This is a genomic window from Synergistota bacterium, from assembly GCA_025060595.1.
GTDB lineage: Bacteria > Synergistota > GBS-1 > GBS-1 > GBS-1 > 42-11.
On the sequence record JANXBX010000003.1, the window covers coordinates 178756 to 202745 of the forward strand.

The 23990-nt window shown below is 40.9% G+C and carries 24 protein-coding genes and 1 pseudogene; all 25 read right to left on the reverse strand.

The features are described 5' to 3' along the window. Window positions 1-5: 5 nt before the first annotated feature. Entirely contained in the window at window positions 6-2231 is a 2226-nt protein-coding gene (locus tag NZ900_03370) for a bifunctional (p)ppGpp synthetase/guanosine-3',5'-bis(diphosphate) 3'-pyrophosphohydrolase (protein MCS7233136.1), read from the reverse strand. After that, complete coding sequence (locus NZ900_03375; protein MCS7233137.1) at window positions 2149-2661, reverse strand: adenine phosphoribosyltransferase; 513 nt, start codon at window positions 2659-2661, stop codon at window positions 2149-2151. The genes NZ900_03370 and NZ900_03375 overlap by 83 nt, the downstream gene beginning before the upstream one ends. Beyond that, on the reverse strand, window positions 2661-4304 hold the full coding sequence (gene recJ, locus NZ900_03380; GenBank protein MCS7233138.1) for a single-stranded-DNA-specific exonuclease RecJ: 1644 nt from the start codon (window positions 4302-4304) through the stop codon (window positions 2661-2663). Before recJ ends, NZ900_03375 begins: the two co-directional genes overlap by 1 nt. Window positions 4305-4329: 25 nt before the next feature. Beyond that, window positions 4330-5487 (reverse strand): ComEC/Rec2 family competence protein, encoded by a 1158-nt coding sequence (locus tag NZ900_03385; protein ID MCS7233139.1) that lies wholly within the window; start codon window positions 5485-5487, stop codon window positions 4330-4332. Continuing rightward, a complete protein-coding gene (locus NZ900_03390; GenBank protein MCS7233140.1) occupies window positions 5484-6080 on the reverse strand; it encodes a helix-hairpin-helix domain-containing protein in 597 nt (198 codons plus the stop codon). The genes NZ900_03385 and NZ900_03390 overlap by 4 nt, the downstream gene beginning before the upstream one ends. After that, a complete protein-coding gene (locus NZ900_03395; protein MCS7233141.1) occupies window positions 6081-6848 on the reverse strand; it encodes an enoyl-CoA hydratase/isomerase family protein in 768 nt (255 codons plus the stop codon). A gap of 25 nt (window positions 6849-6873) precedes the next feature. Beyond that, window positions 6874-7962: a nickel pincer cofactor biosynthesis protein LarC gene (gene larC / locus NZ900_03400; GenBank protein ID MCS7233142.1), complete on the reverse strand. Its 1089-nt coding sequence runs from the start codon at window positions 7960-7962 to the stop codon at window positions 6874-6876. Between the two features lie 15 nt (window positions 7963-7977). After that, entirely contained in the window at window positions 7978-8739 is a 762-nt protein-coding gene (gene larB, locus NZ900_03405) for a nickel pincer cofactor biosynthesis protein LarB (protein MCS7233143.1), read from the reverse strand. A gap of 70 nt (window positions 8740-8809) precedes the next feature. Next, window positions 8810-9913: a Xaa-Pro peptidase family protein gene (locus tag NZ900_03410; GenBank protein MCS7233144.1), complete on the reverse strand. Its 1104-nt coding sequence runs from the start codon at window positions 9911-9913 to the stop codon at window positions 8810-8812. 14 nt (window positions 9914-9927) lie between these two features. Further along, window positions 9928-10529, reverse strand: a pseudogene (locus NZ900_03415) (flavodoxin family protein). A gap of 96 nt (window positions 10530-10625) precedes the next feature. Next, window positions 10626-11858, reverse strand: a complete 1233-nt coding sequence (locus tag NZ900_03420) for a benzoate/H(+) symporter BenE family transporter (protein MCS7233145.1) — start codon at window positions 11856-11858, stop codon at window positions 10626-10628. 101 nt (window positions 11859-11959) lie between these two features. Continuing rightward, window positions 11960-13426: a hypothetical protein gene (locus tag NZ900_03425; GenBank protein ID MCS7233146.1), complete on the reverse strand. Its 1467-nt coding sequence runs from the start codon at window positions 13424-13426 to the stop codon at window positions 11960-11962. Between the two features lie 2 nt (window positions 13427-13428). Further along, a complete protein-coding gene (locus NZ900_03430; GenBank protein MCS7233147.1) occupies window positions 13429-14049 on the reverse strand; it encodes a 4Fe-4S binding protein in 621 nt (206 codons plus the stop codon). Window positions 14050-14076: 27 nt separating this feature from the next. Beyond that, window positions 14077-15096, reverse strand: a complete 1020-nt coding sequence (dmpG, locus tag NZ900_03435; GenBank protein ID MCS7233148.1) for a 4-hydroxy-2-oxovalerate aldolase — start codon at window positions 15094-15096, stop codon at window positions 14077-14079. Beyond that, window positions 15093-15971, reverse strand: a complete 879-nt coding sequence (locus NZ900_03440) for an acetaldehyde dehydrogenase (acetylating) (GenBank protein MCS7233149.1) — start codon at window positions 15969-15971, stop codon at window positions 15093-15095. Before NZ900_03440 ends, dmpG begins: the two co-directional genes overlap by 4 nt. Before the next feature lie 31 nt (window positions 15972-16002). Then, window positions 16003-16776 (reverse strand): fumarylacetoacetate hydrolase family protein, encoded by a 774-nt coding sequence (locus NZ900_03445; GenBank protein MCS7233150.1) that lies wholly within the window; start codon window positions 16774-16776, stop codon window positions 16003-16005. Next, window positions 16766-17671, reverse strand: a complete 906-nt coding sequence (locus NZ900_03450; GenBank protein ID MCS7233151.1) for a molybdopterin-binding protein — start codon at window positions 17669-17671, stop codon at window positions 16766-16768. The genes NZ900_03445 and NZ900_03450 overlap by 11 nt, the downstream gene beginning before the upstream one ends. 9 nt (window positions 17672-17680) lie before the next feature. Further along, the gene (locus NZ900_03455) at window positions 17681-18478 is read right to left on the reverse strand and encodes a nicotinate-nucleotide pyrophosphorylase (protein ID MCS7233152.1); all 798 of its coding nucleotides are present in this window, start codon (window positions 18476-18478) and stop codon (window positions 17681-17683) included. Between the two features lie 144 nt (window positions 18479-18622). Next, window positions 18623-19030 carry a hypothetical protein gene (locus NZ900_03460; protein MCS7233153.1) on the reverse strand — a complete coding sequence of 136 codons (408 nt, stop codon included), beginning with the start codon at window positions 19028-19030 and terminating at the stop codon, window positions 18623-18625. A gap of 134 nt (window positions 19031-19164) precedes the next feature. Further along, window positions 19165-19944 (reverse strand): IclR family transcriptional regulator, encoded by a 780-nt coding sequence (locus NZ900_03465; protein ID MCS7233154.1) that lies wholly within the window; start codon window positions 19942-19944, stop codon window positions 19165-19167. A gap of 74 nt (window positions 19945-20018) precedes the next feature. After that, complete coding sequence (locus tag NZ900_03470) at window positions 20019-21260, reverse strand: phenylacetate--CoA ligase (protein ID MCS7233155.1); 1242 nt, start codon at window positions 21258-21260, stop codon at window positions 20019-20021. A 228-nt stretch (window positions 21261-21488) separates the two neighbouring features. Beyond that, a complete protein-coding gene (gene madM, locus NZ900_03475) occupies window positions 21489-22247 on the reverse strand; it encodes a malonate transporter subunit MadM (protein MCS7233156.1) in 759 nt (252 codons plus the stop codon). A gap of 21 nt (window positions 22248-22268) precedes the next feature. Further along, window positions 22269-22637 (reverse strand): malonate transporter subunit MadL, encoded by a 369-nt coding sequence (gene madL / locus NZ900_03480; protein ID MCS7233157.1) that lies wholly within the window; start codon window positions 22635-22637, stop codon window positions 22269-22271. Window positions 22638-22656: 19 nt separating this feature from the next. Continuing rightward, window positions 22657-23874 carry a CoA transferase gene (locus tag NZ900_03485; GenBank protein MCS7233158.1) on the reverse strand — a complete coding sequence of 406 codons (1218 nt, stop codon included), beginning with the start codon at window positions 23872-23874 and terminating at the stop codon, window positions 22657-22659. Window positions 23875-23903: 29 nt separating this feature from the next. Next, a partial coding sequence (locus NZ900_03490; protein ID MCS7233159.1) for a sodium ion-translocating decarboxylase subunit beta occupies window positions 23904-23990 on the reverse strand: 87 nt, incomplete at its 5' end.

The window sequence follows — 23990 nt, forward strand, 5'->3', positions numbered from 1 at the left end:
TCCATTTAACCCTCCCTCTGAATAGCTATTACGCTACTAACCTCTCTTATCTTACCAAATAAATTATATAGGAAGTTAAGGTTTTTAACCCTTATGGTCATGGAAATCTCAGCCATACCGCTTTGTTTAACCTTTACATTCATAGAATCTATATTTATACCGAAAGAGGCTATCTCCCTAGAGATATCGGCTACCAAACCTGGCCGATCAAAAGCCTCTATCCTTACCTTTACAGGGAAGTCCCCTTCCATAAATCCTCCCCACCAAACTCTAACGAACCTTTTAGTATCAAAAGTTTTTAAAGATTTACAATCTACCCTATGAACGGTTATACCACGCCCCTTAGTTACATACCCCAAAATTTCGTCGCCTGGAACAGGGCTACAACACTTAGCCAAGTTAACTTGGATCCCATCTATTCCCTCAACCATTATCCCAAGAGGACTATAAGACTTTCTTCTCTCCGGCTCTCTCTTTTCCTCTATCCTAAAACCAAGAAGCTTTTGAAGAACGCTACTTACAGAGAGGGTTCCTTCAGCTATACCAAGAAGAAGATCCTCCTCGCTTAAGAAGCCAAACTCTTTTGCCAGCTCGTTAAGCTTGCCAGAAGCTAAAATCTTCTGATCGTCAGCTCCTCTCCCTCTTATATCCCTCGCTAAGATCTCTCTTCCCCTTCTAATTAAGGCCTCTCTCTCCTTTAACTCCTTTCTTCTAAACCACTGCTTTATCTTTGTCTTCGCTCTCGAGGTTTTAACGAAGTTAAGCCAGTCTCTACTCGGAGCACCATGAGAGGAGGTAAGTATCTTAACTATATCACCGTGCTGAAGCTTGTAATCTAGAGGAACTATTCTGTTATTAACTATCGCCCCTACACAACTGTTACCCACATCTGTATGGATAGCATAGGCAAAATCAACAGGCGTAGAACCCTTGGGTAAAGATAGGATATCCCCTTTCGGTGTAAAAACGTAAACTTCCTCCACATCAGAAAGCTCTGTCTCAATCCCCTCACTGAACTCGTCAAGGCTTATAACATCCCTTTGCCATTCCAACAATTTTCTAAACCAGGAAATTTTCTCTTCTATGCTGTCTATCCTTCTCTTTCCTTCCTTGTACCTCCAGTGAGCAGCTATACCATACTCGGCAACCCTGTGCATATCCCAAGTCCTTATCTGAACTTCAAGCGGCTCCCCACCAGGGCCAACAACCGCAGTATGAAGAGACTGATACATATTAGACTTAGGCATTGCTATATAATCATCAAAATGCCCAGGTATAGGCCTCCATAAACTATGAACAACACCTAAAACGGTATAGCACTCTGTAACAGTATTCACTATAACTCTGACAGCATGAAGGTCCATAACCTCATCAAGACTTAAGTTCTTCCTCTTCATTTTCTGATATATGCTGTAAAAATGCTTAGGCCTGCCCTGAATAATTGCGTTTATGCCTAACTTCTCAAGTTCAGAGAGAAGAATTTTCTTGACATCCTCTATATAAATCTCTCTTTCTTTCCTTGTTCTCATAACATGCTTCGAAATGGTTTCATACATCTCAGGATTAAGCACTTTAAAAGACAGATCTTCAAGTTCCCACTTAATCTTATGAATTCCTAATCGATGAGCTAAGGGGGCATAAATCTGTAAGGTTTCTTTTGCTATTCTCTCTCTTTTATCCTGAGGAAGATAATCTACGGTTCTCATATTATGAAGCCTATCAGCAAGCTTTATAAGTACCACCCTTATGTCATGAGCCATAACCAAAAACATCTTCCTTAAATTCTCAATCTGATAAGAATGCTCATCCTTAAAAGGAATTTGACTTAGCTTTGTAACTCCCTCAACAAGGCGAACTATGGTTCCACCGAACTCCTTTTCAAGCTCTTCCCGAGAGCATGAGGTATCTTCCAATAAATCATGAAGTAACGCCGCTGCTATAGTTTCCTCATCTAGACCAAGCTCCGCAAGTATTTTTGAAACAGCAATTGGGTGAACTATATAAGGCTCACCTGATAACCTCTTTTGGTCATTATGAAACCTTCTAGCAAAATAAAAAGCCTTATCTATTATACTTAAATCGAGATTCTCTTCTCTCTTCCTAAGGAGCTCTTTCAGCTCCTCAAATTCCCTATCTACCTTATCTATCTCAGAACTGGATAACGCTATAGACGTCGTATCCTCTAAGCGCTTCTCTCCCGTTAAGCTCTCTGAGTTCAATGAGGAATGCAAAACCCAACACCTCCCCACCAAGCCGCTCAATTAACCTCTTAGTGGCTAAAACGGTTCCACCAGTAGCCAAAAGATCATCCACTATCAAAACCTTTTCTCCCTTAGATATAGCATCCACATGAATCTCTAAGCGCTCCTCACCATATTCAAGAGTACATCTTTCAAAGATCTTATCAGCAGGAAGCTTTCCAGCTTTCCTTACAGGAACAAAACCAGCCCCTAAAATGTAAGCCAAAGGTGTACCAAATATAAACCCTCTTGCCTCAATAGCAGCTACCTTATCTATAGCCTTTCCCTTGAAAGGCTCAGCCAAACGTTCTAAAGCCTCCTTAAAAGCCTCCTTATCCTTTATAAGCGTGGTTATGTCCCTGAAAAGTATCCCTTTCTTTGGAAAATCAGGTATGGATCTTATCCTCTCCTTTAGATCTATCAAGACCAGTCACCCCCATTAAATAGGTTTTCAACCTTGAAGCAGGGCGTTCCCGCCCAGCTATCTAAGCACCAGAAACCAAGGAGAGTTACCTTCTTCCCAACCCAAAAAGGTAAATCCCCTTTTGGAGAAAACACATCAAAAACAATCCCATCCTTTATACCTTTGAAAGAACGATTACCATTTAAACCGTTTGACTGAAGAATCACATTCTCTAAGACAAATAACGGCTGCGGATTTCCCTTCCCCCAAGGAGAAAGATTTGAAATCTCCTGAGCCAGAGAAGATGTAAGGTCTTTACCTTCCAACTTACCATCTATCCACCGCCATTCAACTAAGGGAAAAGCCTTCCCTTTCGAGAAATCTAAAAGTTTTTCCTTAAAATCAAAGATTTTTTCTTCTTTTAAAGAGAATCCCCCCGCAAGCTCATGTCCACCATAGCTGTCAAGGACCTCAGAACAGTAAGACAAAGCCTCATCTATTCTAAAACCCTCAATTCCACGAGCAGATCCCTTTACCTTTCCACCACCCTTACACATTAAAAACGCAGGCTTACCATACTTCTCAACAAGTTTCGAGGCAACTATCCCTAAAACCCCTAAATGCCACTTCTCATCATATAAAAAGATTATAGGCAAATCTTCTATCCTACCTTCAACATCGTTAAGCATCCTCTCTTCAATACTCTTTCTCTTTGAATTTAAAATATTAAGCCTTTTAGACAGCTCTCTTGCTTTTAAAAAGGATGGCGTCAATAAGAGATTTACACTCAGATCAGCGATATCCATTCTACCTGCAGCATTGAGTCTTGGGGCCATGATAAAAGAAATCAACCATTCATCGATCTTCCTTGAGGGTTTTATCCCGGCCTCCTTAAGAAGCTCCCTTATACCAGGACGAATCACTCTCTCAAGGAGTTTAAAACCCTCCTTAACTAATATCCTATTTTCTCCTAATAAAGGAACCATATCAGCCACGGTCCCAAGAGCTACAAGATCAAGAAACTCAACTAAGGGTTTTCCAACAAACGCAGACAAGAACTTCCACGCTACACCAACCCCTGCAAGATCCTTAAAAGGATACCTACTCCCCTTTAACTTAGGATTTATAATTATAGCTCCCTCAGGCAATCTTTCCCCTGGAATATGATGATCCGTTATTATGAAATCTATTCCCATCCTTAAGCCTTCAGAAACAACATCTACGCTACCTATGCCACAATCAACAGTTATTACTAAGGAAAATCCCTTATCCCGAGCATATCTTATTATTTCAGAGTGAAGACCGTATCCCTCCTTAACTCTATGAGGGATGAAATAGCTTATTCTGTTACCAAAAGCCTCTCTTAAGACCAAAAGTAAAAGGGCCGTTCCTGTAACTCCATCTACATCATAATCCCCATAAACCAGTATTTTCTCTCCATTAACTAAGGCCCTCTTAAGCCTTTCAACACCTTCCTTAACTCCAGGCATAATATAAGGATCATACAGCTTATCTAAGGTAGGGAAAAGAAATATCTCTACATCCTCTTCCCTCTCTATGCCTCTATTTATAAGAATGGAAGCTGTGATAGGAGATATACCATACCTTAAGCTTAAAAGCCCTTTCTTAAAGGAGTCAGGTGTCTTAAAGATCCATGACAATGTGATTCACCTCACAAAGATTATATCAAAGATTAATAGATGGTAATAGCTTTAAAGACAACATCGATATAAAAAATATAAGCTCTATAATAAAAGTCACCATAGGAGCTAAAAACTCCCCTATAAAGGGGAATAGCGACAAGGCACTTAAAGGAAGAGCGATAGAAAAAATGGGGATACTGATAAAGTTAGATAAAAAGGATGCCAATGGAAGATAACCAAAGCGGATGGCTAATATCGGAAGGGTTCCTAATTGGGGAAATAAATAAACTAAGTGGTACGGAAGGTCAAACTCTAAAGCAATAACAATTAAGAGAAAAGCTGAAAAAGATAGCTGAAAACCCGCATCCCAAACAACAAATGGATTCCATATGGCAAGAATAAGGCCACAACCCCCAAGAAGGTTTAGCAAGCTAACCCTTAACCCCAAAAGCTTACCTAAAGAAAATAGGAAAAAAATAAAATATGCTCTTAAAGCTGATGGCTGAAATCCTATGTAGTAAAGGTAGGGGAGCAAAAGGATTATGGAAAGAATTAAAATAAACCTTGGGGAAATACCAACTATGTTTAAAAATAAACATAAAAAACCAACTAAAATACTTATGTGAAGCCCGGAAACAGCAAGAAGATGCCCTATTCCAGAATGATAAACTACATTCTTGAGATCAGATGGAATTCCTCTTTTATCTCCCGATATGGCACCATACAAGAAATAAGCCACATCTTCAGGATATAGCTCTTTCAAACGATTTAAGAGAGGATCACTTAAAAGCTTGATTAAATGAAACGTTTCAACTTTTAACATCTTATAGAATCCCCTACTCCAGAGATAGCTTCTTTTATCTTGGGGAATCTCACTTAACTCTCCTTTAATCCTATATATCCCATCCTTAAGATACCTCGAAAGGTAAAACCTGTCCCCATTCGACTCAGCAAGTGAACCACGAACTTCAAAAACCCCCTCCACCTCTCCTAAAAAAATATTAGATGGGGTACGAAGCTCTGCATAAACCATACCTGTGATAATTAAAGCAAAGATTAAAAAGATTTGCCACTTTAAAGAGAGAAAAACCATTATAAATAAAACTATTAAAAGGGGAAAGATATTAAATCTACAAAACCAGCTTAACCCTACACCTAAACCAAAGCTTCCAAGAGCTATAAGAAGAGGATAACCCTTCAAAAGGTTATCATGCTCCTTATCTTCTCGAGCTTTTTCTCCCCGATTCCCTTAACCTTAAGCAAGTCGGAAGGTTCCTTAAATGGACCGTTTTTCTCCCTGTACTCCACAATTCTCTTAGCCATGGTCTTTCCTATACCTGGAAGTCTTTCAAGCTCTTCCACAGTAGCTTTATTAACGTTTACAAGCTTAGAAGCCTTTCCCTGAGCTCCTTCATCCCTTGTTGAAGAGGAACCCAAAACCTCCCCTATCTTTGGAATAAAAATCTTTTCTCCATCTTCTACTACTTTAGCTAAGTTCACCGATCTAATATCAGCTTCAGGGGAAGGACCTCCAGCCATGTTAACTACCTCAAAGAGCCTCGTCCCTTTCTTAACCTTATAAACGCCGGGATTCTTAATAGCGCCATAAACTTGAACATATATAGTTGAAGGAGAAGAAATCTTTTCGCTATCCTTAAGGTGGTCCTTCTCAGCTTTGACTATTATTCCTCCTGGCGGAGGAGAAAATTTATCATAAAGATGAAAAACCAAACCCGCAACCAAAATAACAGCTATAAGCACGAGTACGCCTTTTCTTTGACTTCCTAAAAACAACTACCTTCCCCTCCAAACGGGTTTTCTCTTCTCAAAGAAAGCTCTTATTCCCTCCTTAGCATCCTCAGTCTGAGCAAGCAAAGTGAAAAGCTCCCCTGCATAACTTAAAGCTTCATGATAAGGAAGATCCTCAGAAGCATAAAGACCCCTTTTTGCAAGCTCTATAGCGAAGGGATTCTTCTCAGCTAAACTTAAGGCAAATTTTTCCGTTTCCTCTTCCAAGCTCTCATCAGGGACAACCCTATTAACCAAACCAAGCCTATAAGCCTCATGAGCATCGATCCATTCACCTAGAAGCACCATCTCAAGAGCTCTTTTCCTCCCAAGACATCTTAAAGCTATAACCCCAGGACCTATACAAGCTAAACCAACTTTAATTGCCGTTGTCCCTATCTTTGCATTCTCTGAAGCCACAGCAAAATCGCTTGCCATCATTAAACCAGCACCATTAGCCAGAACATACCCTCTAACAGAGGCCACTACCGGCTTTTTCATGTTAGCTATAGTATGACTATGAAGCTCCATTAGCTTAATAAAGCTCCTAAGTTCCCTGCTATCTTTATTTAAAAACTCGTTAAGGTCTATACCCGCTGAAAAGTTCTTACCTTGAGCTTTAATAATAATGACTCGAATCCCTGGATCTTTATCAAATTCAACAAGAGCTTGATTAAGCTGAATAGCTAAAGAGCTATTGAAAGTATTCATCGCCTCAGGCCTATTAAGAACAATAAAGGCTAACGCATCTTTCCTTTCTATAAGTATCTCCATAACCTATTCACCTATTTTAATTTTATCACATCAATTTTTTTAAATCCTCAAACTCAAGCTTAACCTTTCTGATGTCCTTAAAGGAACTTACCTTTAACCTAAGCTCCGGTTCAACATTAACTACCTTACTTTCCCTATTCATCTCTATCTTGTTAAGAGGGATGATTCTAACTCCAATGGTAGATGTCCATCTGAATATCGCCTCGATCACATTGTCAAGAACATCACCTGAAACTATAGCTCCAAGTTTATAAGCAGGTCTTCCCTTCTTCATATAAATTGGAGTGAAGTATACGTCAACCGCTCCAGCATCCATAACCTTTTCCAAAGCCAAGGCCATCTCCTCCCCCGTCATATCGTCTATATTAGCAAAGACCTCAAACCAATCCTTTTCAGGTACGATTTCCTCACCCAATACAGCCCTTAAAAGATTAGGGATTGAAAGGACCTTAGTCCCGGCACCATAACCTATACTCTTTATCCTCATGTAAGGCATAGAAGTGAAGCCCTTAGACACAGTAGCAGCTATACCAATTCCTGTAGGAGTAACAAGCTCACTTTCAACATCTATGGTTCCTAAAGGAATATTATTAAGTCTGGCTATCTCAAGAACTGCAGGAGCAGGAACAGGAATTAAACCATGCATAGATTTAGTAAAACCTCTACCATCAAAAAGAGGAGAAAACAATATAACATCAGGCTTTAGATAATTTATACACAAGGAAAAACCAACTATGTCAGCTATGGAATCATCAGCACCAATTTCATGAAACTCCACATCTTCAACATCAACACCATGAATCTTAGCTTCAGCCTGGGCTATCTTTTCAAAGATCTTTAAAGATAAGCCTTTTACCCCATCATCAAGGCTACTTCTCTCTATAAGTCTAACTATATCTTTAAACGACCTGTGATGATGCTCCTCAGACGCTTTAACTATAAATCTCTTTGCCTTTATACCATTTACGGATTTCTCTTCCAAACTCACCTTGACCTTAAGACCGAGAGATTCTATTCCTGAAAGCAGATACCCAAAATCCACACCTGCATCAATTAAGGAAGCCACAAGCATGTCTCCCGCTACCCCAGACTTAGCATCAAAGTATATTATCATTATAAAATTACCTCCTTAAAGATTACCGTTTACGAGAGAATTAATCATATGAGCGAATACAGCAGCACCAAAACCATTATCTATGTTAACCACAGCAACTCCACTTGAGCATGAGTTAAGCATCGTTAAAAGAGCCGATATTCCCTTAAAATTAGCCCCATACCCCACAGAAGTAGGAACAGCAATAACAGGCTTAGAAACAAGCCCAGCAATAACTGATGGAAGAGCACCTTCCATTCCAGCAACCGCTATTATCACATTAGAGGATTGAATATCGTCAAGATAATGAAAAAGCCTGTGAACACCAGCAACTCCCACATCGTATATCCTTTTAACAGTATTCCCTAATATTTCCAATACCACAGCAGCCTCTTCAGCCACTTTATAATCAGCCGTCCCAGCTGAAACTACAGCAACGTATCCTTTAGGATTTCTATTGATTTCCCTCCTCCTTAAGCATATCACCTGAGCATCCTCATAATAGGTTAGTTCCTCCCCTAATCTCCCTTTAAGATAGTCATAAAGCTCCTTACTAGCCCTTGTGCCGATAACGTTTACCTCATCCTTTTCGAGCATCTTTTCGAATATCTTTAAAACCTGCTCCTTAGTTTTCCCCTCGCAGAAAACGACCTCAGACATACCACGCCTCAGCTTCCTATGATGATCAATCTTAGCAAAATCTATATCCTCAAAAGGAAGCCTAATTAAAATACTTAAAGCTTCATCAATAGAAAGTCTGTCCCTTTTAACCTCCTCTAAGATCCTTCTAACATCCACTTTTAAAATCACCCTTTCTCTTTTGTATTATCTGAGCTATAAATTATTCTCCTTCTTTAAAACCACAGCCTTAAACTCTAAACAGCTCATTCGGATAAGCGGTTAAAATCTCATTGCCTTTTTCACCCACATAAATAACATCGGTTATCCTTGGTCCACCAATTTCCTTATTATAAAGCGTCGGTAAAAGAAGATCTACTACCATACCCGCTTCTATAACTTCAGTTCTATTCTTACCTATTATAGGGTAAAACTCAGACTGTCTCAGCCCTACACCATATCCCACAACATCAAGATAGTATCTTTCATACCCAGCTTCCCTTATTACCTCTCTTGCTGCAGCATCTACCTCCCAAGATCTTGCACCAGGCCTTAACGCAGCTATCGCTCTTCTCTGAGCTTCTAGCAAAAGGTAGTAAGTCTTCTCTCGCTCAGAAGATACTCTACCAACAACTACCGTCCGGCACATCTTAGCGCAATAGCCTTCATAAGTAGCACCTATATGGATGACAACAACTTCTCCTTCGTTAATTTTCTTATGACTAGCACAAGGATGACTTAAAAGCGTTCTTTCCCCCGAAATTATATGTGGGCGAAATGGAGAGCCTCCAGACCCTGCTTTCAACATAGCATATTCCGCCTCTGCTAAAACCTCAATTTCACTTACCCCCGGCTTCACTGCTTTTATAGCAGCATCCATCCCCTTACACAAAGCCATAGCAGCTTTTCTTATCTTTTCAACCTCCTCAGGCCCTTTTATGGCTCTAACGCGGTAAAATAAATCCCCAGCTCCAACAAAATTATCTTGAGGAAAAGCTTGGCGCAACGCATCATATAAAGCGTAATCTATAAAATATCTTTCGAATCCTATGCGAGGAGAAACATACCCCAAAGATTTCATCACTTCTACAACTTTGCTACCTAAGCTCTCTCTGGGAAAGATATACCCAAATGTCTTTATACCGGACTCCCTCTCAACATATTCCACATCAAGCCAAAGTGTAACAGCACACGGTTCTCCTTCTCTCGGTATAATAATAGCCAAGCACTCTATTTGAGTTAAGCCAGTGAAGTATATAAGGTTTTCCCTGTTAACTACAAACAAAATATCAAGCTCTCTTTCATCCATCAATTCTTGGATCTTTTTAAATCTATGAGCAAAGCGAGGAGCCATATCCTCACCTCCTACTAAACTTTCCTGCGTAAGGGCATAGTAGCACTTGCGACTTCAGCTACCCTTAAGCCAAGTCTACGAGCTCTCTCTATCGCAAACTCATCCTTATCAGAAGGCTCTTGAGCACAAGATCCATGATGCCCAGCATCTGCTTCCTTATAGCCATTACCTACTATAATCATTCCCTGTATTATCATCATATCAAATAAAGCCTTTAAGGTCGTTTCCTGCCCACCAAATCGGGCACGGGCTACCGTTATGGCACCCCTACTACGTTAAGCAATGCCTTTTCCCTGCGTAAAATCCTTGTTCTATCCCAAAAAGCCTTAAGCTGAGCAGAAACCGTACCAAAATGCACCGGGCTACCCACAATAATCCCATCAGCTTTACGCAAAACATCAAAAGCCTCTCCTAAAGCATTACCTTTAGAGCAGCGCCCCTCACAAGGATTACTACACACTACACAAAAGGGAGATCCCTGACCATTTAAGGCATCAACTACATGAATGAGAGAAACATCAGCTCCAAAACCTTTAGCAGCCTCCAAGGCAACATTCAACAAAAAAGCAGTGTTACCATTTTTCCTAGGACTACCATTAATCCCTACTATATGCATATTTTGATCACCCCCATTTCATAGTATATAGGAACGTAGGGGCATATTAAAGGGGGAAGGTTTTTTCTCCTCCCCCCCTGCTATTACCACCTATCTTTAAGATTTAAAATCCTGAGGCTCCAGTATCATAGAAGCTATAACTCCCCCCACAAGAGCCCAGAAAGGAGAGCTAATTTTGAGAAAAACTATACCAGACATAGCTATCACCAAAGCAAAAAAGGCTCCATATCTAAACTTCTTTGGTGAAAATGCCCCTTCAAATGCATTAAGCAAAACTCCTATCATAGATAATCCAGCAAGCAAACTTATAAGCTCCGCCGGAAGCGCTCTAACGAAGGGAACAACAATGCTCGCAAACAAACCGAAAGAACCAAAGAGAATGCCATTAACTACGGTAGCAGCATAGCGCCCAGATTTATCAGGTCCAGCTGTATCAGAACTACATATAGCTGTCATAGGGCCAGCTATATTAGCGTTATGTCCACCAAATATAGAAGTGATTATACCACCTATACCACTTATAACCGTCATGGCGTTTATAGGAGCCTTATACCCCTCAGCAGTAAGTACTCCATAAGCCTGTGCGTTTTCAGCCCCTATGACAAGTATAGCAAGAGGAATAGCTATAGCAAATAGTGCCTCAGTGGAAAAAGATGGCGTGAAAAACTGTGGCCCCATCCAGCTTATCTTAACCCCGGCTAATTTCACACCGCCACTTAAAAAGGCTACGATGATACCTACAATCAAAGCCCATAAGATCGGAGATATCTTCCTGCTGAGCCTGTAACCTACAAAATAAGACACCAAGACAGCAGTTCCTATTAATGGGGCCTTCTGAGTTGACGTAACTATCCCTAATCCAAATCTAAACATAGCCCCGGCTATCATAGCCATAACTATAGGAAGGGGAATCCAACGCATGGCTCTACCTATTAAACCTGAAACACCGAGAAATAAAACAATTATTCCAGCAATAAGATAAGAGCCAACAACTTGGTTAAAGGGGAAAAGCGGTAGAGCCGAAGCCATCATCACGGCACCCGGAATTGACCAAGCTCCATTCACAGGCATTTTATAATACAAAGCTAAAACAAGGCTAATTAACCCCCCAAGGAAATAAACGGAAAACAACCACGAAATAGTTTGAACATCTGTAAGCTTCCCATTCTGAGCTGCATTCATTATAATTAATGCTGGTCCCGTACATCCAAAAATAGCAGCTACAACTCCAGCCGTAATAGTATTAGCATTTATCTTACTCCCAAGATCTCTAATTCCTGATGCAAAACCTGGCCCTTTTTCCCAAATGGTAAAATTAGTCTTAGACATACCTTTCACCTCCCATGAAGCTTAATCCTTGACATCTTTCTCACCACTATCTCAAGCATATGCCCCCGAGTGGCGGCTCGGGGGCAAGCTTTTTAACCATATTACGCTCCGACAGCATACTTCTTATATATTTGCTCTTTTATCCTTAGATCTACACCTCTTTGCCGCAACCACTTAGGCAAAAGCTCATTTTCAACCCTCTCATTGACCTCAGGTGCTTTCTTCAAGAGATACTCAGCCAAAGGTTCGCTAACGTTAATCCCTCCTATAGCTCCGTCAAATATAAGTACTTTTCTTGTTCCCGTAACTCTGTAAGCAAACTCCATAGCGGTTTCAAGATCATCTGCTATTAAGGCATGTTTCATGTAATTCAAATTCTGAGGATCCCGATTAAATAGATCGGCTTGCTCTCTTCCAACCACTATCGTTGGTATATGCTCACTAAAGAAAACACTGGGATATCCTATCCAAGCATAGTTATGCACACACATTTTTATAGCTGGATTAACGGGAGGTATATCGCTTAAAAGCGGCTTCCCCTTCTTTCCATAAAAGGATTCTGTATACCATGTATAACCCGGCAAAGGTACATTATCTAAATCATAAAGGTCCGTATTAGCCCCAGCAAAATTAGCGTATATTACTCCTCCCGCAAAAACATAAACTACAGGACATGGAAAGTCCAAAGCAACTATACATTCATCAATAGAGCCTAAAAGCGTCATCATCTTGCCATAGTAACGACACCCAATAAATGTTATACGATCGTTTAAAGCATAAAGGTCATTATCAGCATCTATTCCTATAATCCCATGGGGAGCAACGGTAAGGAAACAGGCAAATGCAAACTTCTTCTGAACAAAAGGAGAATCAAATATTGCCCTTGCAACAAAGTTAGCAGCTCTCGGGCCCATGTTTTGATGATATGTAGACCTGGTTTCAATACGTGCATAGGACATACCAAAGGGTTTTACAGCTCGATCAACCTGCCTATGAAAGTGAACCTCACGAACATCAGAGTTGTGAGCATGAACGATCCAGTCCGCATCATAGGCCTTCTTTAGACCGTAAAGCGTCCCTATCTCGGTCTCAATTGGTATACCTTCGTCAATTGGTGCTATCCCTATAGCTTTATCATCGAAATGCTTATCAAGTCCATAGCGCTTAATATATTCTTCGGTCTCCCTAAACCTTAAGCCAACACCTGCTCTTAGACGAATATCTCTACAGCCAGTTTTAACTTGAATTACATCCTTTATAGTTTTAAGCATTTCAGCATATGGCTCTCCACCTAAGAGAGTAAAACCATGGTGAGAAGCCAGTATATTAACCGAGTGTTCAGGCTTTATCATACTCATATCCACATTCTTTAGCGCTTCCTCTGTAGCCTTACGAACGGCGTCTACACCCTTATCAGTTGGATAAATAACATCAGGCATATCAGGAAAAAGTTCCCTTATAAGAACAGAAGTCATCCCCGGAAGCTCTGAAACCCTCTTTTTAACCAACGATGGGTCAATGCCGTATTGAGACTTTCTAGGAGGAATAGGCATTATAGGGGCACGCATTCCTACTTCACCTCCCTTCCTTGCAAAGGTGCCATCCTAACCCTATCTAATAGTTTTTCATCCTCATCAAAATAGAAACCCCTTGAGGAGTGTTTCTCCCTAACTTTTTTCGGAATATCCCATACCGTTACAGTTTTGCCATACCATTGCCATCCACCTTGAGGAGGAGACGGCTTAATTCCCGCAGCCTCAAGAAGCCTCAAAACAGGTTGTATACACTCCACCTTACAACCAGTCCTCGCACCTGTCATTAAGGAAACATCTTCTGGCGACTTAGCTCCATTAAGGATAGCAGCAGCTATCTCTTCCGCCCTTGTACCAGTACAATAACAAGCAACATGTTCAGGATGCAATTTTGCCTTATCACATAACCTGATTATCTCATCATAATCAACAGAGCTAACATCTACCTTGACCAATAACGGTTTATCACGCCTCTCCATCAATATGGCATAAACTGGACATCTCTGCTCACAAGCCGCACAACCTCTGCATTTTTCCACATCTACTTTTGCCTTACGATCTACAACCTTTATAGCAAGAACGGGACAAACTCTTTCGCACGTTTTACATCCTATACACTTTTCCAGATTAACCACCGCTACCAGATTAACCAACTTCAAGCTCCCTCACCCCCCTATAAATAACTTCTATCCACTCTTATCTCTTCGAGAAAGCTGATAAGCTACATCAATAATCATGTCTTCTTGTCCACCAACCATCTTCCTTCTACCAAGTTCAACTAAAATATCTCTAGGATCCAAGCCAAACTTCTCAGCCGCCTTATAGGTATGAAGAAGAAAACTTGAATACACACCAGCATAACCCAGCATCAAAGAGGCATTTCTTATAACTTGGGGCCTCTTCATTATAGGCTCAACTATCTCCTCCGCCACATCCATAATCTTGTAAAAATCAATACCAGTTTCATAGCCAGCCTTATTTAAAACCCCCACCAGTACCTCAGTCTGAGTGTTCCCTGCACCTGCTCCTAGTCCTCTACATGTAGAATCTAAAAAGGTAGCACCACCCTCTAATGCTGCAAGGCTATTTGCAATAGCTAAACCCAGGTTATTATGAGCATGAAAACCAACTGGTATACTAACTTTTTTAACAACAGTCTGAACATATGCTTTAACTTCCGAAGGAAGCATGGCTCCCGCAGAATCAGCCAAATAAACGTAATCAGCTCCATATGATTCAAAGAGAGCCGCCTGCTCAGCAACCTTCTCAGGTGGGACCATATGAATCATCATTAGAAAACCAAAGGCCTCCATCCCCATCTCCTTGGCTATGCGGATATGCTGTTCACCTATATCCGCTTCCGTAACATGTGTAGCAACCCGCACAGCTTTTGCACCACACCCTAAAGCAAGCTTAAGTTCTTTATGAGTTCCAATTCCAGGAAGAAGCAGAACGGTTAGCCTCCCTCTTTTAATAGCTTTACCAGCAGCGCGAAGCATCTCTTCATCGGTCAATTTAGAAAAACCATAGTTATAGGAGGATCCCCCTAAACCATCCCCATGTGAAACTTCTATATACTCAACTCCTGCCTCATCAAGCCCTTTGGCAATACTTCCTATCTGCTCCTCAGTAAACTGATGAGCTACGGCATGACTACCATCACGCAAAGTAGTATCCACTATATGAATAAACTTATTGTTGCTCACACCATAATCCCCCCTCTCAACATCTTTAATGCCAATCGCTCAGCCACCGCAACAGCAGCTGCAGTTATAATATCAAGGTTTCCCGCATACTTAGGCAAAAAGTCACCCGCACCTTCAACTTCGATTATCGTAGTTACCTTGTTACCGTCCAGAATAGGAGGAACTCTGAGTCGATACCCAGGAACATACTCTTGAACCCTTTTTACCATATCAAACACCGCTCTTCTTATTCTTTCTTCATCAGGATCTTCGACTTCAACGTAAATAGTATCAGTCATTATTATTGGAGGCTCAGCAGGATTAAGGATTATTATGGCTTTGCCTTTTTTAGCTCCACCAAGCTCACAAAGAGCTTTAGCGGTAGTCTCAGTAAACTCATCTATATTCTGACGCGTTCCCGGTCCAGCGCTTTTACTCGAAATTGCAGCAACTATCTCAGCATACTTTGCCCCCGCAACCTGGCTTATAGCATAAACTATTGGAACAGTAGCTTGTCCACCGCAAGTAACTAAATTCAAATTTGGTGAATCAGAAACCTCATCTAAGTTAACCACAGGAACAACACGAGCACCAATAGCTGCAGGTGTCAAATCGATGGCTATTTTGCCAGCCTCCTTAAGTAATGGAGCATGCCTGATATGAGCCTTAGCTGTTGTGGCATCAAAAACTATCTTTATATCATCTTCCTCCAAAACAGCATCTATACCCTTAACGCTCGTTCTAATACCCAAACTTTGCGCTCTCCTTATACCCTCTGATTCTACAATACCGATCATCATTTCCATTTTCAGATAGGGGCTACGCAATATTTTAAACATCAGATCTGTCCCTATATTCCCTGGTCCTATTACAGCTACCTTCACCTTTTTATCCACAAAAGCTCGCCTCCTAACGTAATTTCAGGCCCTATTCAAAATAAACGGTAACTGAACCAAGCTCGTAAAAGGCTACGGTAAAAACATCTCCTTTACTAGCATCTAAAGCAGCTGTGACAGCTCCAGAAAGAATTATCTCTCCCGCTTCCAATGCAACACCAAATTCAGCAAGTTTATTCGCTAACCACGCTACAGCAGCTGCAGGATGCCCCCACACAGCAGCACCAGCACCCGTACTCATAACCCTTCCATTCTTCTCCAAAATCATACCTATAAGCCTTAAATCTAAATTTTTAACAGGAACAGCTTTGCTTCCTAAGATAAACCTTGCACTTGAAGCGTTATCTGCTATCGTATCCTCAAGCTTTATCTTCCAATCACGAATTCGACTATCCACTATCTCTATAGCAGGTATAACGAACTCTGTTGCCTTAAGAACATCAGTCATCGTCACCCCTGGTCCTTTCAAGGTATCTCCCAATACGAAAGCGATCTCTCCCTCCACTTTAGGTTGAATAAGATCTTCCCTTTTACATGGCTGACCTTGTAAAATAAGCATATCATCCAAAAGATGACCATAATCAGGCTCTTTAACGCCAAGCAAATCTTGCATAGCTTTACTTGTAAGACCTATTTTCTTACCAATTACCTTCCTACCAAGTCCAATCTTGATTTTTACTCCCTCCAATTGAACCTTGTAAGCATCATTCACGCTTAATCCTTGATAGGTTGATGTAAGAGGATCAATTGGGCTTCTCTTTCTCTCCGCTTCAATCAACTTTAAGGCTATCTCCCTATGATCCATGAACCTCAGCTCCTTTCTTCGTTTTAGCCTGCCAATGGCTTCTTATGGCCTTGGCAATCTCCTGAGCCATAGTAAAATCATCAACATCTCTTAATAAATATTTTTCAAGCACTTCACAAGCAATTTTAACTTCTTCATGAGGCCCAGGCAAAGCTATCAATCGCGCTAGCCCCACACGTCCAACAGCTATGCGTACTCCCTCCTTGTGATGACGCCTATAGTCTGGTTCAAATTTTAATATCCAAGGGGTATGCGCCTTAGGATCAAGTTGCAATATAGCCTCTATATTGCAATCCTTATCTTCTGCTCCAACACCACCTGTTATGATTATCAAGCCATATCCTTTTCCCAGAGCTTCATCTAATCTATTTACTACAGAATAAACATCATCCGCTAGAATCCCACCAAATTCCGCCTTGAATCCTAGATTACTTAAAAAGCCAATTATATAAGGAGAATTTAAATCCTGAATCTTTCCCAAAATTAACTCGGTTCCTGAAGCAAAAACCAACGCTCTTAAAGAAACCTGCTTCACAACTTCTGAAGCTAGCTCAGCAGCTCTAGAGATGAAATCATCCGCTTCTTCTTCACCTAACGCAATTAGCCCCAATATCCCTTCCGAATGAACCTTAGCATCAGGTTTCACATATACTCCCTCAATAGAGCCTAAACGCTTTAAAAGATCCTTTTCTTTACCAACAATAGCTTCCGCCTTTATCTCCCTTCTCAATATATCGAAGGCCACTAAGTTCGGTCTTACATCAACGACCATAATTTCATGAGACTCTAATTCAAGAGCTAAAGCTGCCTCTTTAGACAAATGCTCCAAATTCACATTAGACAACTCTATGCCTTCAACCCAAAAACTAGTTTTTTCAAGTAAATTCCACTTCACCTTTTTTTTTCAACTCCTTATCACATCCAAGCTAAAATCTAAAAGAGGAGCGTCTATAATAGCTCTTCCCACATCCACTATATCAGCACCAGCTTCTATAACATTCTCAATATCATCTGCTTTTACTCCACCACTAAAGGCAACCTTGACCCTCTCCTTAAAACCTCTTTCAAGAACTATCTTCTTAACACAAACTAAGTCTTTTAGCCTTCCCGTATCTACCATAAGTACTCCAGCACCTTCCCTTAAAGACTCGATAGCTTCCTCTTCCAGAGACGATACATCACCACGCAACTGAACAACTATCACCCTTCCCTTTATTTCCTTTGCTTTTCTTATGGCAGGGGCTAAACCTCCAAACATACGAATATAATTTTTGTCTAAGTAGATAAACGGTTCCTCTAAAACCCTAATACCAGCACCTCCAATTTTTATAGCCTCTCTAAAATCCTGCCTTACCTCCAAAGGAACTTTCTTCCACGCTCCACAAACCACCCTTATTCTTCCACCCGCTAACTTAACCATAAGCGCACTTGCCGTAGCTATACCAGAAACTTTACCTATAAGTCCTAGAAGGCGCTCCTCTGCCATGGCTACCTGCCAAGCATCCCCTTTTCCACAAAAAACCACATCCCCTCTTTTTATGGATACGCCATCTTCACTAATAAAATCAACATCTAGTCCTATTCTCTTTGCCTCCTCCAAAAGCCTCTTAACCCCAGCTAATATTCCTTCCTCCCTTGCCTCTATCTTAAAAATATAAAGCTTCCCCTTTAAAGGCTCAAATAATAAATCCCTTATATCCATACTAATTTATTCGTTATTATAAAATGCCTTTCTACATTAACCTCAGAGTTATTATAATTTCTAGCTTTCAAGCTGTCAAGAGACCCAAAACCCCAGTTTAAGAGATATACTTGAGCTATCAGTTCTTTAAGTAACAAACTCTCCTTACAACTTCAAATCTATTATAGCGCTTACACCAACACCCTGAACTCTCCTAAAGCGCTCTAAAGGATTTTCAGAATCTATAGGGATTAAGACATCTATTCGCGCTTTACCTTGAAATGAAACCTCAAGTCTGGCAACAGCCTTCGTTTCATCAATCGCCTTAGCGGGACCAGAAACCTGTGCAGCTCCTATATAGACACCGCTACCTACGCTAACTATAGGAACCACCTTTGTAGCATAATTATTCTTAACCCCTCGATTTAAGGTTACCTCATTAATGAAAGAGTTAAGCGGTTCTGCCATGGTCTTAACAAGCAATCCTCCGCCAACCACACCTATAAGCTCTTTAAGTCCAACCGTATAAGCTACTCCCGAGAAAAACAAGCTAAGAACTATTACAAATAACATAATCTTTTTTTTATCGAACAAGAGGACACACCTCCCTTACAAACAAGGACCACATAACTCAAAAATGAAAGATGGAGAAGCTTAAAAAGCTTGCTCTCCATCTTTTAAAAGCAATGATACTTATTAATAAGGCTTTAACGATCCTTTTCTCCCCTATACCCAAGCTCCGCAGATATACCAGCGGCCGCACTTACCACCTTCTCCACAGCCTTTGCAAGCTTCTCCCCCCTTAAGCGGGAGGTAGGACCAGAAATACTCATAGCTGCGCAAACCTTACCCGTGTAATCCCTTATAGGTGCAGCAACACACTTAAGCCCTTCCATAAACTCCTCATTATCAAACGCGTACCCTTGTTCTCGCACCTTTGCAAGCTCAGCCTCTAAAACCTCTGGATCCGTTATAGTATTTTTAGTGAACCTCTTCAATCCCTTCTCAGCTATTATTCTCTTTCGTTCTTCAGCTGGCAGAAAAGCCAATAAAACCTTTCCTACACCTGTGCAATGAGCAGGAAGTCTTGCTCCAACGCGTGATGCTATTCTTATAGATTGCTGGCTTTCCCTCTTATCTATATAAAGAACTTCCCCCTTATCAAGTATCGTTAAATGAACGGTTTCCTCCATCTCCTCTACAAGCTTTTGAATATACGGAGCAGCTACATTTTTAACCTCTAACCTTAGCGCTACTATGTTACCAAGCTCGAAAAGCTTAAAACCAAGCCTGTATTTACCCGTAAAGGGAGACTGATCAATATAACCAAAATCACAAAGAGTGGATATTAAACCATGAGCTGTACTCTTGGGCATCTTCATCTTCTCCGCTATTTCTCCCAGAGCCATCTCTCCAACATCTTTAGCCAATATCTCAATTATTTTTAATGCTTTAGCTACCGATTTTATACGATGCTCCTTCTCCATGTCTTTATCTTAGTTAATTATACTATAAATCCTGCCTATCTTTCCACCCATATATTAAAAAAATTTTATATCCTCTATCCGCTAATCAACCTCTTCGCCTTACCAGACGATCTCTCAAGGCTACCTGGAGGAAGTATGACAAGATCCACTGTAACTCCAAGCTTATCTTTAAGTGTCTTGGAAACGCGCTGAGTAAGCTCATCTACATCCCCCATAAAGCCGTTAGAAAGCTCACACCTTACCTCAAGTCTCTTTAAGTGCTTCTTTTCACCTACAACAAGCTGATAGTTTAAACTAAGCTCACTAAAGCCTCCTAATATAGACTCTATCTGCTTAGGAAAAACATTAACACCACGAATTATAAGCATATCATCTGTTCTACCTTTTACCCTATCCATCTTCAGTCCAGAAAGCCCACATGCACAGCTTTTGTAAAAGAGTCTAGTTATATCTCTAGTCCTATATCTTATCATAGGTGTGGCCTCTCTATTCAAAGTAGTTATAACAAGCTCTCCTTCCTCTCCCATTGGGATAGGCTTTAAGGTTTCTGGATCTATAACTTCCATTATAAAATAATCTTCCCTTATGTGAAGACCATCTTTATAAGAACACTCGATAGCCACACCTGGTCCCCATATCTCACTTAAACCATAGCAATCAAGCGCAACCAAGCCCAATCCCCTTTCTATCTGAACCCTCATCTCCTCGCTCCAAGGCTCACCACCAAATATACCTAAGCGAAGCTTAAGCTGATCCGGTGAAATACCTTTCTCAGCCAACACCTCAGCAAGATAAAGAGCATAGCTTGGAGTAGAAGTAATAGCAGTTGTTCCAAGATCCATCATAAGCTCTATTTGTCTTTCCGTATAACCCCCTGAAGCTGGAATTACACAACATCCGATACGCTCAGCTCCATAGTGATAACCAAATGAACCGGTGAAGAGACCATAGTTGTAAGATATTTGAAATATATCATCTTTTCTTAAACCAGCCACACGAAGGCACCAGGCCATAAGCTCAGCCCACTTATCAATATCTCCCTGGGTATAACTAACAACTGTAGGCTTGCCCGTAGTCCCAGAAGAACAGTGAATTCTAATTACATCAACCACATCAACAGCAGTTACACCCCAAGGGTATCCTTTTCTAAGATCATCCTTGGTCATAAAGGGAAGATATCTAATATCTTCAAGGCTTGCTATATCCTCCGGTTTAATCCCGGCCTCATCCATCTTCTCACGATACCAAGGATAACCCAGATAAGCCCTTTTAACACTATCCTTTAAAGCTGCCAATTGATTATTAGCATCGATCATCTTTAACCCTCCCGATATATAAAATTAAACCGGGGGCTCCACCTATTCGATGGAGCCCCCGGCTCACTTTAAACCAAAACTTAAGGGCTTCCCCCTAAGGGGGCCTTAAAGCCGGAGACCCTATGAAGCTATAATAATAAACATAATAGCACATCTTTAGCTTTCTCATGATATTCTAGGCTAATTATACATCTGCTTAAGAAAAAATGTCAATAAGCTTAAAACTATTTAAAAGAATGCTTTAACGATTAAGAAACCAACGGATGGTATCAATAAGCACCCTAAGCCTGTATAGAAAGTGGCAGTCATGGCTCCATAAGGAACAAGCTTAGGATCGGTAGCTGCTAACCCCCCTGCTACACCACTAGTTGTTCCCATTATACCACCATAAACCATGGCTACGGTCGGATTATTCAATCCTATTTTGGGCGCTATAAAAGGCGTTAACATCATCGTTAAAACAGCCTTAACAACACCCGTAGCAATAGAAAGAGCTATAACATCAGAGCTTGCCTTCAATGCTGAACCGGTTACAGGCCCAACTATAAAGGTACAGGCCCCTCCACCTATGGTGGTTATAGAAACCGGGTCTTTAAAGCCAAGCAACACTGCAAATATACACCCTATAGCGAAGGAGAAAAATACTCCTACAAATAAAGATACAGTTCCGGGTAAACCGGCTTTCTTAAGATTTTCCCATTTAGCTCCATAGGCTGTAGAAATAATAGCGTAATCTCTAAGCATAGCACCACCAAGTAAAGCCATGCCTGAGAAAATTTTAACATCTGCTATACCGTTTTTTCCTCCAGTGTAAGCGCCACCTATATAAGCTAAAATTAAACCAAGCGTTATAGCTATGGAAGAGCTCAATCTCTTCTGACCAATCGATGTAGCTATCCTATCAGCTATAAGCATTAAAATAGCCACTACTCCGAAAGCCGTAACCAAATTATTCCTAACAAGTACTCCCTCAAGTAAGCTTAACATCTTAAGTCATCCCCCCATAACCTAACCTTGTTTAGACTTTCCAATCTTAGATATAAGCGGAACGATGAAAAAGGAAAGTACAGTAGCTCCTCCACCAGCTAATAAAGCTGTCCATCCGCCTTTAACAGCAGCTACAACGTTTTGAATAGAAGCCATAGCGACTACTACAGGTATATAAAGAGCAGCTACGAATTCTATACCTTTCCCCACTCGCTCGGGCAATGGTTTACCTTTTATCTCTAAGTAGTTAGTAATAAAAACTAATAGAAGCATGGCAAAGCCAACCCCACCCACATCGCTGTTAAGTCCGAGCAGCTTACCTAGAGAATTGCCTATGAATAATCCAACTACCATACACCCTGCTAGTATACCAAGCCCCAATATCTCCATCTGTGCACCCCCTTTTAGACTACTTTATTACTCCCTTTTCCTTCAGAACTAATAAATCTTCCTCCTTAAGACCTAACACTTCTTTTAGTACCTCTTCTGTATGCTCGCCCAACTGAGGAGCCCTCATTCTAACCTCACCAGGCGTTTCAGAAAGCCTAAAAGGAGAGCCGACTATCCTTATCCTCCCGATCTTAGGTTGTTCAACCTCAACTATCATCTTTCTATAGCTTATCACAGGATCTGAAGCAACCTTATCGATAGTATTAACTGGAGAGTAAGGTACTCCATACTCATCGAATATCTTAAACCAATCGCTCGCCTTCTTCTTCCTTATCTCTTCTTGAAGAATAGGTATAAGCTCCGATCTATTCTTAGTCCTTAAAGGATTAGTTTTAAATCTCGGATCATCTATAAGATCCGGTCTTCCAATAGCGTTACAGAATTTAGCCCACAAGCTATCATTACCCACGGGGATCACGATCCACTCATCAGCAGCCTCGAAAGCCTGGAAAGGCGTTATGGTAGGATGAGCTGTACCCAAAGGCGTAGGAATTTCGCCAGCAAGCGTGTAACGAACAATAGCGTTTTCCAATATATAAACTAAACCATCAACCATGGATACATCTATGCGCTGTCCCTTTCCTGTTCTATCCCTATACCACAAGGCAGCAAGAATAGCTATCGCAGCTTGATGCCCAGCTACTATATCTCCAACGGAAGTACCAACTCTACAGGGGGGGCCTCCCATAGGCCCAGTTATACTCATTAAACCGCTATAAGCCTGAGCGACCATATCATAAGCCGGTTTACCTTGAGCTCCTGGAGGAACATCATGTCCAAAACCAGATATGGAACAGTAAATTATATCGGGCTTTATTTCCTTAAGCTTGTCGTAGGAAAAGCCCATTTTTTCCATGGTTCCAGGTCTGAAGTTCTCCACCACTACATCAGATATAGATATTAACTTCCTTAATATTTCTTTACCCTCTTCAGTCTTAAGGTTTAAACATACGCTCTTTTTATTTCTATTTATACTTATGAAATAGCCACTCTGCTGATTCCCATCTGAATCCTTAACGAAGGGACCAAATTGCCGAGAATCATCTCCGTCTGGAGGCTCAATTTTTATCACCTCCGCACCTAAATCAGCCAAGATCATAGTACAAAACGGACCAGCTAAAACGTGTGTTAAATCGAGCACTCTTATATCCTCTAAAGCTTTACCTCCCACCAACATAAACGTACACCCCCTTTATAACTATTCTTCTACCTAAGTACAGCCAGCATTACACCAGCTGCAACAGCAGTACCTATTACCCCAGCCACATTCGGACCCATAGCATGCATCAAAAC

What these genes read in the sequence shown, in the direction of transcription:
- NZ900_03395 (MCS7233141.1), bottom strand. Translation starts at nt 6,848, where the DNA reads ATGGAGATACTTATAGAAAGGAAAGATGCGTTAGCCTTTATTGTTCTT.
- larC (MCS7233142.1), bottom strand. Translation starts at nt 7,962, where the DNA reads ATGATAATATACTTTGATGCTAAGTCTGGGGTAGCGGGAGACATGCTT.
- NZ900_03410 (MCS7233144.1), bottom strand. Translation starts at nt 9,913, where the DNA reads ATGGCTCCTCGCTTTGCTCATAGATTTAAAAAGATCCAAGAATTGATG.
- NZ900_03420 (MCS7233145.1), bottom strand. Translation starts at nt 11,858, where the DNA reads ATGTCTAAGACTAATTTTACCATTTGGGAAAAAGGGCCAGGTTTTGCA.
- NZ900_03425 (MCS7233146.1), bottom strand. Translation starts at nt 13,426, where the DNA reads ATGCGTGCCCCTATAATGCCTATTCCTCCTAGAAAGTCTCAATACGGC.
- NZ900_03445 (MCS7233150.1), bottom strand. Translation starts at nt 16,776, where the DNA reads ATGGATCATAGGGAGATAGCCTTAAAGTTGATTGAAGCGGAGAGAAAG.
- NZ900_03455 (MCS7233152.1), bottom strand. Translation starts at nt 18,478, where the DNA reads ATGGATATAAGGGATTTATTATTTGAGCCTTTAAAGGGGAAGCTTTAT.
- NZ900_03460 (MCS7233153.1), bottom strand. Translation starts at nt 19,030, where the DNA reads ATGTTATTTGTAATAGTTCTTAGCTTGTTTTTCTCGGGAGTAGCTTAT.
- NZ900_03465 (MCS7233154.1), bottom strand. Translation starts at nt 19,944, where the DNA reads ATGGAGAAGGAGCATCGTATAAAATCGGTAGCTAAAGCATTAAAAATA.
- NZ900_03470 (MCS7233155.1), bottom strand. Translation starts at nt 21,260, where the DNA reads ATGATCGATGCTAATAATCAATTGGCAGCTTTAAAGGATAGTGTTAAA.
- madM (MCS7233156.1), bottom strand. Translation starts at nt 22,247, where the DNA reads ATGTTAAGCTTACTTGAGGGAGTACTTGTTAGGAATAATTTGGTTACG.
- madL (MCS7233157.1), bottom strand. Translation starts at nt 22,637, where the DNA reads ATGGAGATATTGGGGCTTGGTATACTAGCAGGGTGTATGGTAGTTGGA.
- NZ900_03485 (MCS7233158.1), bottom strand. Translation starts at nt 23,874, where the DNA reads ATGTTGGTGGGAGGTAAAGCTTTAGAGGATATAAGAGTGCTCGATTTA.